Origin of the sequence: Ruegeria aquimaris, from assembly GCF_025751555.1 — a bacterium.
GTDB lineage: Bacteria > Pseudomonadota > Alphaproteobacteria > Rhodobacterales > Rhodobacteraceae > Ruegeria_B > Ruegeria_B aquimaris.
Window position 1 is genome coordinate 21313 of the sequence record NZ_JAOWLB010000004.1, and the last position, 13269, is coordinate 34581.

At 66.2% G+C, this 13269-nt stretch carries 13 protein-coding genes; 5 read left to right on the top strand and 8 right to left on the bottom strand.

The annotated features are described in order from the left end of the window. Positions 1-8: 8 nt before the first annotated feature. From OE747_RS07300 to OE747_RS07310, 3 genes are all read right to left on the bottom strand, one after another. Positions 9-1013 carry a DUF1036 domain-containing protein gene (locus tag OE747_RS07300; RefSeq protein ID WP_263827946.1) on the bottom strand — a complete coding sequence of 335 codons (1005 nt, stop codon included), beginning with the start codon at positions 1011-1013 and terminating at the stop codon, positions 9-11. Positions 1014-1053: 40 nt separating this feature from the next. Further along, positions 1054-1965 carry a DMT family transporter gene (locus OE747_RS07305; RefSeq protein ID WP_263827947.1) on the bottom strand — a complete coding sequence of 304 codons (912 nt, stop codon included), beginning with the start codon at positions 1963-1965 and terminating at the stop codon, positions 1054-1056. A 67-nt stretch (positions 1966-2032) separates the two neighbouring features. Beyond that, positions 2033-2638, bottom strand: a complete 606-nt coding sequence (locus OE747_RS07310; RefSeq protein WP_263827948.1) for a LysE/ArgO family amino acid transporter — start codon at positions 2636-2638, stop codon at positions 2033-2035. A 91-nt stretch (positions 2639-2729) separates the two neighbouring features. On the opposite strand from OE747_RS07310, the gene OE747_RS07315 reads away from it, so the two are divergent. After that, the gene (locus OE747_RS07315; protein ID WP_263827949.1) at positions 2730-3614 is read left to right on the top strand and encodes a LysR family transcriptional regulator ArgP; all 885 of its coding nucleotides are present in this window, start codon (positions 2730-2732) and stop codon (positions 3612-3614) included. A 41-nt stretch (positions 3615-3655) separates the two neighbouring features. After that, positions 3656-4348, top strand: a complete 693-nt coding sequence (locus tag OE747_RS07320) for a nitroreductase family protein (protein ID WP_263827950.1) — start codon at positions 3656-3658, stop codon at positions 4346-4348. A gap of 3 nt (positions 4349-4351) precedes the next feature. Here OE747_RS07320 and OE747_RS07325 read toward each other — a convergent pair whose 3' ends face one another. The 4 genes from OE747_RS07325 to OE747_RS07340 are packed head-to-tail and all read right to left on the bottom strand — an operon-like array spanning position 4352 to position 9103. After that, positions 4352-6127, bottom strand: coding sequence for an SLC13 family permease (locus tag OE747_RS07325; protein WP_263827951.1), 1776 nt, complete (start codon positions 6125-6127; stop codon positions 4352-4354). 59 nt (positions 6128-6186) lie between these two features. Next, positions 6187-7692 carry a tripartite tricarboxylate transporter permease gene (locus OE747_RS07330; RefSeq protein WP_011046822.1) on the bottom strand — a complete coding sequence of 502 codons (1506 nt, stop codon included), beginning with the start codon at positions 7690-7692 and terminating at the stop codon, positions 6187-6189. 27 nt (positions 7693-7719) lie between these two features. Further along, the gene (locus OE747_RS07335) at positions 7720-8148 is read right to left on the bottom strand and encodes a tripartite tricarboxylate transporter TctB family protein (RefSeq protein ID WP_263827952.1); all 429 of its coding nucleotides are present in this window, start codon (positions 8146-8148) and stop codon (positions 7720-7722) included. Between the two features lie 10 nt (positions 8149-8158). Beyond that, positions 8159-9103 carry a tripartite tricarboxylate transporter substrate binding protein gene (locus tag OE747_RS07340; protein WP_263827953.1) on the bottom strand — a complete coding sequence of 315 codons (945 nt, stop codon included), beginning with the start codon at positions 9101-9103 and terminating at the stop codon, positions 8159-8161. Between the two features lie 203 nt (positions 9104-9306). Here OE747_RS07340 and OE747_RS07345 point away from each other — a divergent pair, with 203 nt between their 5' ends. The 3 genes from OE747_RS07345 (at position 9307) to OE747_RS07355 (ending at position 12712) form a co-directional block, all read left to right on the top strand. Continuing rightward, positions 9307-10047, top strand: coding sequence for a YebC/PmpR family DNA-binding transcriptional regulator (locus tag OE747_RS07345; protein WP_263827954.1), 741 nt, complete (start codon positions 9307-9309; stop codon positions 10045-10047). Between the two features lie 201 nt (positions 10048-10248). Next, entirely contained in the window at positions 10249-10983 is a 735-nt protein-coding gene (locus tag OE747_RS07350) for a glutamine amidotransferase (protein WP_263827955.1), read from the top strand. A 67-nt stretch (positions 10984-11050) separates the two neighbouring features. Further along, positions 11051-12712, top strand: a complete 1662-nt coding sequence (locus tag OE747_RS07355) for an FAD-binding dehydrogenase (protein ID WP_263827956.1) — start codon at positions 11051-11053, stop codon at positions 12710-12712. A 41-nt stretch (positions 12713-12753) separates the two neighbouring features. Here the strand turns inward: OE747_RS07355 and OE747_RS07360 are convergent, their stop codons facing one another. Further along, on the bottom strand, positions 12754-13179 hold the full coding sequence (locus OE747_RS07360; protein WP_263827957.1) for an ester cyclase: 426 nt from the start codon (positions 13177-13179) through the stop codon (positions 12754-12756). Positions 13180-13269 lie beyond the last annotated feature (90 nt).

A 13269-nucleotide genomic window follows, 5' to 3' on the forward strand; every position in this document is an offset into this window, starting at 1 on the left:
CCGCCGGGTCACTGCACCCGGCGGTAGCGCAGGAGATTGCCGCGCGGCAGATAGATCAGCTCGATCCGGTCGTCCTCGGGCATCTCCAACCCGTAGCAGGCGGTTTCGCCGGTCTCGATCTCGCGCAGCGCCAGATAGCGGGCGCCGGTGGGAAAGTCGTCGCACCAGTCCTGGATGCTGATGGCTTCGGCGGTGATGTAGTCGCCGTTGTAGCGGGTGACCCGCTCGGCCCCGGTGATTTCCAGTGTCTCTGCCGGGTCGTCCAGCGAGTGCCAGCCGCCCTGCATGGCATCAAGCAGGCTGTCGGCCTCGGTCCAGGGGCGGGTGGTGACCGACCGCGCGATCAGCTCGGCGGAGCTGTCGTAGATGGCGGTCATGTCGCCCTCGACCGAGATTGGCGCGCCGGTGGTGAGGCCGCGCATGAAGCCCATCAGATGCGCCGGTGTTTCGGGCTGGTCATAGACATAGATCAGGAACCCGTCGGCGTAGAAGCTGCAATAGGAGCCACGGTCGCCGATGGCGCATTCCTGAAAGGTCCCGTTGTTGGAATAGGGCTCACCATAGGTGCCGGGCGGAGCCACGGCCGGGGTCTCGGGCCTTGTGTAGGGCCCGATATTGTAGCGGAAGTCCTTGGCGGTCTTGCCGGTGTCGATCTTGCGGAACAGGTTGGTGACATAGCCGCGCGCCTGGCAGTCCGTGTCTCCGGTGATATCGAAAGCCTGCGGGCTGACGCAGAAGGCGATATCCTCGTGATCGAAGGTCCAGCCGTCGGCGGTGGCGGTGACGTAATAGTACCGGTTCTTCAGATCGCCGGTCAGCACCGTCAGGCATTGGCCCGGCTCGAAGATGTACCAGCCTTCGCTGACCCAGTCGGTATCTTTCTTGTAGCCCAGCGCCACCGATTGCGTGGCGGTGCTGTCATTGCAGATCTCGAGCCCTGCCAGCGTTGCGGTGGGCGTGCTCAGCAGGAGGGCAAGAAGGGAAAGCTGGGGAAAAATGGAGTTGGTTTTCATCCCGCCAGCCTAGGGCGCGCGGCGGACTGCTGGCAAGCGCTCAGAGCTTAGGCGCGATGCTGGGCGGGGTGATCTGGCGGCGCTTCAGCACCGCCTCGCGCCAGGTGATGAAGCTGACCGAGGCCAGGATCAGCGTGCCGCCCGCGATCACCCAGGGGTCGATCCCCTCGCCAAAGACAAGCGCGCCCAGAAGCGTGGCCCAGATCAGTTGCAGGAAGGTCACCGGCTGGGTCACCGCCACCGGCGCGGCCTTGAGTGCCAATGTCATGAAATAGTGCCCGGCGGTGGCGAAACAGGCGATGGTGAACAGCACCGCCACCTGATGCCAGGTGGGGGTCTGCCAGACCGCCACGGCAAAGGGGATCATCGCCACCGTGACCCAGACCGACAGATGCGCAACCACCACGGCCGGGCTGAGGTCATCGACCGCCACCTTGGCCAGCAGGTAGGAACCGCCCAGCGTCAGCGTGGTACCGAGCATCGCCAGATGGCCGGGCGAGACCTCGCGAAAGCCGGGGCGCAGGATGATCGCGGCGCCGACCAGCGCCACGAAGATGGCGGTGATCCGGCGGGCGGCCAGTTTCTCGCCCAGGAACAGGGCGGCGCCCAGGCTGACATAGACCGGGGTGAGATAGTTCATCGCGGTGACCTCGGCCAGCGGGATCTGGGTCATGGCGAAGAACCACAGCATCACGCCCACCGAATGGATGGCGCCGCGCACGCCGAAGATGGTCCAGTGGCGGCGGGTCAGCCGGGCGGACAGGATCTGGCGCAGCGCCGGCAGCAGGAAGACGATGCCGAAGAGATAGCGCAGAAAGGCCGACTGGATCGGGTGCATCCCCTGCCCCATCGACTTGACCAGCGCGGTCATCACCACAAAGCAGAGCCCCGCCGCTAGCATCCAGAGGATACCGGCAACCGGGCGGGAGTCGGGGGGCAGGTCCGGGGTCATGCCAGAGGTTGAACACGCAATTTTCGACCGGGGCAACCCTTCACATGACAACAAATTCCGGCGCGGGTCACGTGAGCAGGAGTTTGGCGGCGATGGTCCACATGGTCAGCCCCACCAGCGTGTCGAGCACCTGCCAGGCGCGGGGGCGGGCAAACAGCGGCGCCAGCAGTCGCGCGCCATAGCCCAGCGCAAAGAAGAAGGTGAGGCTGGCCACCGCCGCGCCGATGCCGAAACTGAGCCGGTCGGGGTATTGCGCCGAGATCGAGCCGATCAGCACCACGGTATCGAGATAGACATGCGGGTTGAGCCAGGTGAAGGCCAGCACCGTCAGCAGCACCGGGCGCAGCGGCAGGCTTGCGCCGTTTGCGGGGCCTGTGTCCAGCGCCTCGACCTTGGTGAAGGCCGCATGCAGGCTGCGCGCGCCGTACCAGATCAGGAAGGCCGCGCCGCCATAGCGCATCAGCGGCTCGAACCAGTCCGCCGCCTGTGTCAGGCTACCGAAGCCCGCCACTCCGGCGGTGATCAGTAGCGCATCGGAGAGGGCGCAGGTCAGGCAGACGATGAACACATGCTCGCGCCGGATGCCCTGGCGCAGGACAAAGGCATTCTGCGCCCCGATGGCGAGGATCAGGCCGAGGCTGAGCGCGTATCCGGCGAAGAAGGCAGGCGACATGGGCAGTGGTCCTTGATTGTGTCGGGGTTTGACTAGATGGCGCACGAAGTTTAAGCCAGTTAAAGATACTGACAGTGGTTTAGAAATTCTAATGCAGTTCGATCCCCAGCATCTGGCGGCCCTGGCCGCCATCCTGCGGCTTGGCAGTTTCGAGGCTGCCGCAAGCGCGTTGTCGGTGACGCCTTCGGCGATCTCGCAACGGATCCGTGCGCTGGAGGAGCGCACGGGCCTGCCACTGATCCATCGCGGCACGCCCTGCACCGGCACTGCCGCCGGGCTGCGGCTGGCGCGGCACGCCGAAGACGTCGGCCTGTTGGAGGCGCAGGTGAGCCGCGATCTGGCGCTGGACCAGGGGGCGGGGCCGGTGCGGGTGCGGATCGCGGTCAATGCCGACAGTCTGGCCACCTGGTTTCTGGAAGCGATGACCGGGGTAGAGGATGTGCTCTTCGATCTGGTGATCGACGATCAGGATCATTCCGCCGACTGGCTCCGGCGTGGCGAGGTGGCCGCCGCCATCACCGCCCATGACAAGCCGGTACCGGGCTGTGACGCGCATCCGCTGGGCGCGCTGCGCTATATCGCGACGGCGAGCCCGGTGTTCATGCGGCGCTGGTTTGCCGGGGGCGTTACGGCCGAGGCGCTGGCGCGGGCGCCCTGCCTGACCTTCAACGCCAAGGACCGGCTGCAACAGCGCTGGATCGAGGCGCAGACCGGCGCGCGGCTGAACCCGCCCTGCCACTACCTGCCGTCCTCGCAGGGGTTTGTCGATGCCGCGCTGGCCGGGATCGGATGGGGGATGAACCCGCGCGCGCTGGTGCGCGGACCGCTCGACCGGGGCGAGCTGTTGCCGCTGATCCCGCACAGACCGCTGGACGTGCCGCTGACCTGGCAGGTGAGCCGGGTGCTGACCCCGGCGCTGGCGCCTCTGACCCGCGCGGTGAAGCGGGCGGCGGCGCTGGGCTTGAACCCCGTCTGAGACTGCCGGATAAGTGTGGAACAACCTTTGGAGGACCCGCCATGTTTGCCCGCGACGCGCTCAGTTATGCCGCCCTGCCCTTGCCCGACCGGGTCGAGATGAGTGACGACCAGATGCTGGCGGCAGCCGAGGCGTTTCACGACACCATGCGGCGGCGACATACGGTGCGCGACTATTCCGACCGGCCGGTGCCGCGCGCGGTGATCGAGGCTTGCATCCGCACGGCAGGCACCGCGCCCTCGGGTGCCAATCACCAGCCCTGGCATTTTGTGGCGGTGGGTGATCCGGCGCTGAAGGCGCGGATCCGCGAAGAGGCCGAGGAGGAAGAGCGGCGGTTCTATGCGGGGGGCGCAGGCGATGAGTGGATCAAGGCGCTGGAGCCCATCGGCACCAATGCGGTGAAAGAACACCTGACCGTTGCGCCCTGGCTGATCGTGGTCTTTGCCCAGCGCTGGGGCAAGTTCGACGATGGTACCCGTTACAAGAATTACTACGTTCCGGAAAGCGTCAATATCGCCACCGGCTTCCTGCTGGCGGCGCTGCATCACGCGGGGCTGTGCGCGCTGACCCATACGCCCAACCCGATGCGGTTCCTGAATGACGCTTTGGGGCGGCCCGCGTCCGAGAAACCCACGATGATCATCGCGGTGGGACATCCGGCGGCGGATGCGACCGTGCCCGAGGTGGCCAAGATCAAGAAGCCGCTGAGCGAGATCGCGAGCTTCGCGGAATAGCGCTTACATCGGCCAGAACACCAGGATGGCCGGGATGGTGACCGCAACGATCAGGAGTTCCAGCGGCAGGCCCATGCGCCAGTAGTCACCGAAGTGATAACCGCCGGGGCCGAGGATCAGCGTGTTGTTCTTGTGCCCGATCGGGGTCAGGAACGCCGCCGAGGCCGCCACCGCCACCGCCATCAGGAACGGATCGGGCGAGACGCCCAGCGCATTGGCCATCTGGATGCCGACTGGCGCGGCGACAATCGTCGTTGCGGTGTTGTTGAGCACATCCGACAAGGTCATCGTCACCACCATCAGCACGGTCAGGATGGCCCAGGCGGGCCAGCCCGCCGTCAACGTCACCAGCCCGCCCGCAATCAGCTGGGTACCGCCCGACGCCTCAAGCGCGGCGCCCAACGGGATCATTGAGCCCAGAAGCACCACCACCGGCCATTCGATATGGTCGTATAGCTCGGCAATGGGCAGGATGCCGGTCAGCACATAGGCCACAACCACCAGCCCCAGCGCCACCGGCAGGTAAAGCAGCCCGACCGAGGCCGCCAGCACCGCCGCGCCAAAGAGGCCGATGGCCAGCCAGGTCTTGTCATTGGCGGTCACGCTCAGGCCCCGCGTGGCCAGCGGCAGGCAGCCCAGCCATTCGGTCACGTCCGGCCCCCGGTCGCGTGGGCAGAGCAACAGCAGGATATCGCCCGGCTGCACCTCGGTCCGGCGAATGTGCTGGGTGATCCGGGTGCCCTGACGCGAGATGCCCATCAGCACGGTGTTCTGCCGCCAGCTGAGCCCCAGCCCCTGCGCGGTGCGCCCGGCGATGCGGGCGCCGTCGGTCACCACCACCTCGATCACGTCCAGCCCCTCGCCCGCCGCCGTCAGCGCCTGCTGCCGCTCCTTGTCGGAGAAATCGAGGCTGAGCGCGGCGCGGAACTCATCCAGCGCCTCGGGCGTGGCCTCGATCACCAGCGTGTCGCCAGCGGCCAGGATGGTGTTGGCGGCGCGGCCATAGCGGCGCTGGCCGTCGCGGATCAGACCCAGGAGCGCGACATCGGCCTTTTCCGCGTCGGCATCCAGTTCGGCCAGGCGTTTGCCGACATGGGGCGAGCCTTCGGGCACCGTCAGTTCGGCAATGTATTCGGCCAGCGCATCCGCGGCCTCGGCGGCGCCGCCGCCGCGTGTCGGGATCAGCCGCCAGCCGATCAGCGCCACAAAGATCAGCCCCGCCAGGGCCGCCGCGCCGCCGACCGGGGCGAAATCGAACATATGGTATGGCTCGCCCAGCGCCTCGGCCCGGATCGAGGCGATGATGATATTGGGCGGCGTGCCGATCAGCGTAACCATGCCACCCAGAATGGTGGCGAAGGACAAGGGCATCAGCGTCAGCGCCGCCGCCCGCCCTGCCTTGCGCGCGGTCTGGATATCGACCGGCATCAGGAGCGCCAGCGCCGCCACGTTGTTCATGAAGGCCGAGAGCACCGCGCCGATGCCGCCCATCAGCGCGATATGGGCGCCCAGCCCGCGCGAGGCATCGACCAGCGTGCGGGTGATCAGGAACACCGCGCCCGAGCGCACCAGCCCGGCGGAGACCACCAGCACCAACGCCACCACGATTGTGGCGGGATGGCCAAAGCCGGAGAACGCGTCCTTGACCGGCACCAGCCCCAGCACCACCCCCAGCATCAGCGCCGAAAATGCCACCAGATCGTAGCGGAACCGCCCCCAGAGCAGCAGCGCAAACACCGCCACGAAGAGAGAGAAGAGCAGGATCTGGTCAAGCGTCATGGGCAAAAACTCCGGTCGTCAGAGCAGCTTACCCCGCGCCGGAGGGAAGGGCCACAGGCTCAGCGCGTTTCGCTCTCGGTGTCGCGGCGGCGGGCCAGCGCCACCGCCGTGACCAGTGCCAGCGCCATCAGGACCAGCGCAAAGGGATAGTCGAGCAGCTTTTGCGGCTGACCGTTCAGCAGGGCCAGCGTCTGCGACAGCGAGATTTCCAGCCTGGGACCGAGGAAGAAGGCGATGATGAAGACCACGACCGAGATGCCGAAGGCGGACATGACATAGGCGAGAAGCGCAAAGACAAGCATCACCCCGATGCCGAACAGCCCGCCCGAGGCCAGTGCCACGCCGACGAAACACATCAGCAGCGCCGAGGCAAAGATGAAGGGTTCCGGCGCCGAGACCACCCGCACCCAGAACCGCAAGCCAAGCTGCCCGACCCAGAGGTTGATCAGGTTGGCGATGATCATCGCACCAAACAGGCCATAGACCAGCTGCCCCTGCTGCGAGAACAGGAAGGGGCCGGGCTGGATACCATGGATCATGAAGGCGCTGATGATCAGCGCGGCGCTGACGCTGCCGGGTATGCCGAGGGTCAGCATCGGGATCATGTTGGCGCCCATGACCGAGGAATTGGCCGATTCCGACGCGGCGATGCCGTGCAGGCTGCCCTTGCCAAAGCTCTCTGGCTCCTTCGACGCCTGTCGGGCCGAGGCATAGGACATGAAGGCCGCCGCCGTCGAACCGATGCCGGGAAGCGCGCCCAGGATGGTGCCGATCACCGCGCCGCGCAGCATGGTGAAGCGGCAGCCCCAGTATTCGGCCCAGCTGACGCTGCGATCGGCGCGCGGCTGGTTGCGCGGCAGGGTGATTGCCGGGCGCACGGTGCCGCGCGTTTCGCTCAGCCGTTTGAGGAGTTCCGAAATCGCCAGCATGCCGATCGCGACCGAGGCCAGCGGCAGACCGTCGTAAAGTTCGTAATTGCCGAATATCAGCCGGGGCGAGCCATGTTCGGGATCGGTGCCCACCATTGCCGCCATCAGGCCCAGCGCGATGGCCACCACGCCCTTGACCAGCGACTGGCCCATCAGCCCGGCGATGACGGCAAAGGCGAGCAGCATCAGGCCCAGAACCTCGACCGGGCCCATGCGCAGCGCCAGGATCGCCATCGGCGCCGAGACGGTGATCAGCACGATGTCGCTGAACGTGTCGCCGGTGATCGAGGAGAACAGCGCCATCTTGGTCGCCTTGAGCGGTTTGCCCTGTTTCGCCAGCGGATAGCCGTCAAGCGCGGTTGCCGCTGCGTCCGGCGTGCCGGGGGTATTGAGCAGCACCGCCGGGATGGCGCCGCCGACCAGACCGCCCTTGTTCACCCCCACCAGAAAGGCGATGCCGGTGAGCGGGTCCATGCCAAAGGTAAACGGAATGGCGATGGCCGTCGCCATCACCGGCCCGATCCCTGGCACCGCGCCGACAAACTGCCCCAGCGCCACGCCGAACAGGATGAAGAGCAGGTTGATCGGGGCAAGGGCATCGCCGAACCCGGCGAGAATGACGCTCAGTTCCGGCATCTTTGGCCTTTCGTCATGAGGGTGCGGTTACGGCAGCGGGCGGTCGAGCAGCACCGCCACCGTGAACCAGATCGCGGCGGGCATTCCGGCGGCCCCGAGCAGCAGCCAGAGCGGCCGCCGTTCATGCGCCAGCCACATCAGCAGCAGCGCCATGGGCGGTGCGACCAGGACAAAACCCAGCCAGGACATCGCCGCCAGCCCCAGCACCAGAACCCCGGCAAAGAGCATGGCGCGCGCCCAGTAAAACCGCCCCGGCCTTGCGTCGCCCGGCGGGCGGATCAGCAGCGCCAGACCGCACAGGCCCAGCACCACCGCCAGGATACGGGGCAAGGTGCGCGGCTTGAGCCAGCCATAATCGGCCGCCTGCGCCTGCCAGGGGATGATGCTGACGAAGAACAGCACCCCCAGCAGGATCAGGAACAGGCCCAAGAGCCGGTCGCTTGTCTTGGCTTGCATCGTCAGTGCATCACTTGCCGAACAATGCGCCCACGTTCACCAGCCCGTCGCGCAGCATCTTTTCGGTGCCCTCGGGGCCCATGTTCTCGATCGGGGATTTCAGCGAGTTCATCACCACCGTCTTGACCTCTTCGCTGTCGAGCGCTGCGGCCAGCGCCTCGGTGAGCGCCATGCGGGCATCCTCGGGCGTGCCCTTGGCGGCGGCAAAGAAGAACACCGGATCGACATAGATGTCATAGCCCTGTTCCGGCAGGGTCGGCGTGTCGGGGGCATAGTTGTGGCGGGTGTTGTTCATGCTGGCGATCATCTTGATCTCGCCGCTTTCCAGGAAGGGCAGATGCTCGCCCGCCTCGAACCCAGCGATGGCCTGACCGCCCAGCACCAGTTTCAGGTTCTCGGCCCCGCCCTTGGTCGAGAGGAACTGGAACTCGGCCCCCGATTTCGCCATCACCTGCCGCATCGCCAGTTCCTGCGGCTTGGCGTCAAAGGCCAGCGGCGCGGCCCCGTTGGCCTTGGCATATTCGATCAGCCCGGCGACATCGTCGAACGGCGCATCGGCACGGGCAAAGAGGCCCAGCTGCGCCCGCGCCGCGGTGCCGAGATAATCGAAACTGTCCAGATCGAAACCCAACTCTCCGGGCTTGTTCACCAGGTTCACCAGGATCGGCATGTTGACCCCGAGGCCGACCACCGAGCCATCGGCGGGGCGGTTGGCGATCCCGGCGAACATGGCGACGCCGCCGCCGCCCGGCTTGTTCTCGGCAATCACGTTCCAGCCGGTCTGTTCCTTCATCACCTTGGCCACGACCCGGCCGATGGTGTCGGTCGAGCCACCGGCACCGAACCCGATCTGAAGCGTCAGGTTGCCCTTGGGCGCCCATTCGGCCTGGGCGACCCCGGCCACGAATAGACCGGCCGCAGCCGCAAATGCGGCGAGTGTCTTGCGCAATGTCATGGTTCTGTTCCTCCCTGAACATGGCCTGCGTCCACGGGAGCGCCCGCGTCGCATCGTCGTAGGCTCTGGGTCGAGTACAGCACACACTACTTAACACGTCAACAAATTTCCGTGAACCCGGCAGGGCGCGCAACGGGGATTGAAGCCCCCCCGGCCCTTCGTCTATAGAAGCGCGGTCAAGCCAAATACGTCGGGAGTTCCACATGGCCGGCCATTCCAAATGGGCAAACATCCAGCACCGCAAGGGCCGGCAGGACGCCGCGCGGTCAAAGCTGTTCTCGAAGTTCTCGAAAGAGATCACCGTTGCGGCCAAGATGGGCGACCCGGACCCCGACAAGAACCCGCGCCTGCGCCTGGCGATCAAGGAAGCCAAGTCGCAGTCGATGCCCAAGGACAATATCGAACGCGCGATCAAGAAAGCGGTCGGCGGCGATGGAGACGCCTATGAGGAAATCCGCTACGAGGGTTATGGCCCCAATGGCGTGGCGGTGATCGTCGAGGCAATGACCGACAACCGCAACCGCACCGCGTCGAACGTACGCTCGACCTTCACCAAGCATGGCGGCAACCTGGGCGAGACCGGTTCGGTGGGTTTCATGTTCGAGCGCAAGGGCGAGGTGGTCTATCCGGCCTCGGTGGGCGATGCGGACACCGTGATGATGGCGGCGATCGAGGCGGGCGCCGAAGATGTGGAAAGCTCGGAAGAGGGCCACGTGATCTGGTGCGCCGATACCGACCTGAACGAGGTATCGACGGCGCTGGAATCGGCGCTGGGCGAATCGGATTCGACCAAGCTGGTGTGGAAACCCTCGACCACGACCGAGCTCGATCTGGATGCGATGCAGAAGCTGATGAAACTGGTGGATGCGCTGGAAGACGATGACGACGTACAGCGCGTGACCACCAATTTCGAAGCCTCCGACGAGGTGATGGCGGCGCTCTGACCCCGCCCAAGGCAGGGGTCGCTGCCCCCGCCGCCCGTTCCGGGCGACTCCCCCGGAGTATTTCCGACCAGAAAGAAGCAGCAGGGCCTGCTCTCTTCATTTCGCCCCAAATACTCCGGAGCGCGAGGCAGAGCCTCGCTTGGCCCCTTCCGGCCATGCGCGCGCTTGCCCGGCAGGGCACTGCGCGTTAGACGAAGCGCCATGAAACGCTTTCTGATCCTGCAACTGCGCCCCGAGACCGATGCCGCCGATGCCGAGTTTGCCTCGATCCTCGACAAATGCGGCATCGGGCCCGAGCGGGCGCATCGCATCCGGCTGGATTGTGAAGACCTGCCCGAGGGGCTGGATGTGACCGATTACGCGGGTGTCATCGTCGGTGGCGGCCCCGGCTGTGTCAGCGACGATCCCGCCACCAAGCCCGCGACCGAGGCGCGGATCGAGGCGGCGATCCTGGGGCTGATGCCGCAGATCACCGGCGCCGACCATCCCTTCATGGGCTGCTGCTATGGGCTGGGCGTGCTGGCGGCGCATCTGGGCGGCGCGGTCAGCAAGGCGCGCTATGGCGAGCCGGTCGGCCCCTCGACCTGCACCCTCACCGAAAGCGGCACCACCGATCCGCTGACCGCCGGTTTGCCGCCGGTTTTCGAGGCCTATGTCGGCCACAAGGAGGCCGTGCAGGCGCTGCCGCCGGGCTGTACCCATCTGGTCGCCTCGGCCCCCTGCCCCTATCAGATGATCCGCTGGGGCCAGAATGTCTATGCCACGCAATTCCACCCCGAGGCGGATGCGGATGATTTCGAACAGCGCATTCAAATCTACAAGGATCACGGCTATTTCCCGCCCGAGGATGCGGCGCGGCTGATCGCGCTCTGCCATTCGGCAGAGGTCACCGCACCCGGCGAGATCCTGCGCCGTTTCGCCCAGCGCTACGGCTGACCCAACGGCGCCGTTGCCTGCTGCCCTGCTGCCGTCCTAGGCTGAGAGCAAGACAGGGAGGACGGATATGGGCACGAATACCGCCGATGCGATCATCGTGGGCAGCGGGCTGGCCGGGCTGGCTGCCGCCGCCGAACTGGGCGACCGGGGCAAGCGGGTGATCCTGCTGGATCAGGAACCCGAGAGCTTCCTGGGCGGTCAGGCCTTCTGGTCGCTAGGCGGGCTGTTCATGGTCGATACCCCAGAACAGCGCCGCATGGGCATCCGCGACAGCGCCGATCTGGCCCTGCGCGACTGGCTGGGCAGCGCGCAGTTCGACCGCTCGGAGGACGCCTGGCCGCGCAAATGGGCTGAGGCCTATGTGGAATTCGCCGCCGGCGAGATGCGACCCTGGCTGCACCAGATGGGCCTGCGCTGGTTCCCGGTGGTTGGCTGGGCCGAGCGCGGCGGCTCCTATGCCGACGGGCATGGCAATTCTGTCCCACGCTTTCACATCACCTGGGGCACCGGGCCGGGCGTGCTGGAGCACTTTCTGCGCCGGGTGCAGGACCATGTGGCGGCGGGCCGGATCGAGATGCGGTTTCGCCACCAGGTCAGCCATATCATCATGCAGAACGCTGCCGCGACCGGGGTGTCGGGTGAGGTTCTGGCCCCGGACACTGCCCAGCGCGGGCAAAAGACCAACCGCGACGAGGTGGGCGAGTTCGAGGTCTATGCGCCCTCGATCCTGGTCACCTCGGGCGGGATCGGCGGCAATTTCGACCTAGTGCGCAAGGCCTGGCCACGCGACCGGCTGGGAGAGCCACCGCGCGACATGGTGGCGGGCGTGCCGTTCCATGTCGATGGCCGGATGATCGCGATTTCGGAACGCGCGGGCGGCCATGTCATCAACGGCGACCGGATGTGGCATTACACCGAGGGCGTGCGCAACTGGGATCCGATCTGGCCCGACCATGGCATCCGCATCCTGCCCGGCCCCTCGTCGATGTGGTTCGACGCGCGCGGCAACCGGCTGGCGCCGCCCTGTCTGCCGGGGTTCGACACGCTGACCACCCTGCGCGAAATCCTCAAGACCGGATACGAATACAGCTGGTTCGTGCTGACCCAGAAGGTGATCAAGAAGGAATTCGCGCTGTCAGGGTCTGAGCAGAATCCCGATTTCACCTCGGGCAGATGGTCCGAGGTGATCCGCCAGCGCATCCTGTCGGGCAAATCCGCCACCGCCCCGGTAGAGGCGTTCAAACAGCATGGCGAGGATTTTGTGGTCGCCCACAGCCTGAGCGAGTTGGTGCGTGGCATGAACCGGCTGGGCGAGGTGCCGATCGACGAGACCCATCTGCGCGCCCAGATCGAGGCGCGCGATGCGCAGATGGACAACCCGTTCACCAAGGACACGCAGATCATGGCGATCCATGCCGCGCGCAACTATCGCGGCGACCGGCTGATCCGCACCGCCAAGCCGCACAAGTTCCTTGACCCCGTCAACGGCCCGCTGATCGCGGTGCGCCTGCATGTGCTGACCCGCAAGACGCTGGGCGGGCTGCATACCGACCTGGATGGCCAGATGCTGGGCGCCGATGGTCAGGTGGTGCCGGGCCTTTTTGCCGCCGGAGAGGTGGCGGGGTTCGGCGGCGGCGGCTACCACGGCTACAACGCGCTGGAAGGCACCTTCCTGGGCGGCTGCATCTTCTCGGGCCGCAACGCCGGGCGGTCACGGGCAATTGCCTGAAGATCAGGTAGCAGCCCGCATTTGGTCTGCCCCGACAAATCCTAGTCCATCAGACCCAGCTGACGGACAATTGTAGCACTGTCGTAGTAGTCGCGCCCCTCGACCACCTTACCGTCCCGAACCCGCATGACCGAGCAATATCGCACCTCGGCCCGCCGACCGGTCGGCTGGAAATCGCCAAGGCTGGACCGTAGAACCCCGGTATGCGTCCCGGTGTTGCGGAATTCGACCGTCGCCCATTCGCCACATTGGCTGACGATCACATTCTCCACCTTGCACAGCCCGTCGGGAAAGGCCTCGCGCCAGCGATTGTAGTCAGCCTTGTAAGCTTGTTTGCCCGGCAGTTTTTCACCGCGTGCAATGTCTTCGAAATCGCAATCCTCGGCGATCACGGCGGCGCCGCGCTCGGGGTCGCGCATGTCCCAGGATTCGTGAAACTGGCGCACCACTCTTTCGGTTGGATGCATGGCTTTGCCTCCCTTGCCATATGCGGGCAAGGGTACCCGTCCGGCTTGGCTTGTGTCGAGGGTGCTCTCCTTCGAGCGGACCACCCTGCC

Excerpts from the sequence above, each read along its gene's own strand:
- OE747_RS07330 (WP_011046822.1), bottom strand. The coding sequence starts at position 7,692 with ATGCCGGAACTGAGCGTCATTCTCGCCGGGTTCGGCGATGCCCTTGCC.
- OE747_RS07300 (WP_263827946.1), bottom strand. The coding sequence starts at position 1,013 with ATGAAAACCAACTCCATTTTTCCCCAGCTTTCCCTTCTTGCCCTCCTG.
- OE747_RS07325 (WP_263827951.1), bottom strand. The coding sequence starts at position 6,127 with ATGACGCTTGACCAGATCCTGCTCTTCTCTCTCTTCGTGGCGGTGTTT.
- OE747_RS07360 (WP_263827957.1), bottom strand. The coding sequence starts at position 13,179 with ATGCATCCAACCGAAAGAGTGGTGCGCCAGTTTCACGAATCCTGGGAC.
- OE747_RS07310 (WP_263827948.1), bottom strand. The coding sequence starts at position 2,638 with ATGTCGCCTGCCTTCTTCGCCGGATACGCGCTCAGCCTCGGCCTGATC.
- OE747_RS07320 (WP_263827950.1), top strand. The coding sequence starts at position 3,656 with ATGTTTGCCCGCGACGCGCTCAGTTATGCCGCCCTGCCCTTGCCCGAC.
- OE747_RS07345 (WP_263827954.1), top strand. The coding sequence starts at position 9,307 with ATGGCCGGCCATTCCAAATGGGCAAACATCCAGCACCGCAAGGGCCGG.
- OE747_RS07350 (WP_263827955.1), top strand. The coding sequence starts at position 10,249 with ATGAAACGCTTTCTGATCCTGCAACTGCGCCCCGAGACCGATGCCGCC.
- OE747_RS07315 (WP_263827949.1), top strand. The coding sequence starts at position 2,730 with ATGCAGTTCGATCCCCAGCATCTGGCGGCCCTGGCCGCCATCCTGCGG.
- OE747_RS07355 (WP_263827956.1), top strand. The coding sequence starts at position 11,051 with ATGGGCACGAATACCGCCGATGCGATCATCGTGGGCAGCGGGCTGGCC.
- OE747_RS07305 (WP_263827947.1), bottom strand. The coding sequence starts at position 1,965 with ATGACCCCGGACCTGCCCCCCGACTCCCGCCCGGTTGCCGGTATCCTC.
- OE747_RS07335 (WP_263827952.1), bottom strand. The coding sequence starts at position 8,148 with ATGCAAGCCAAGACAAGCGACCGGCTCTTGGGCCTGTTCCTGATCCTG.
- OE747_RS07340 (WP_263827953.1), bottom strand. The coding sequence starts at position 9,103 with ATGACATTGCGCAAGACACTCGCCGCATTTGCGGCTGCGGCCGGTCTA.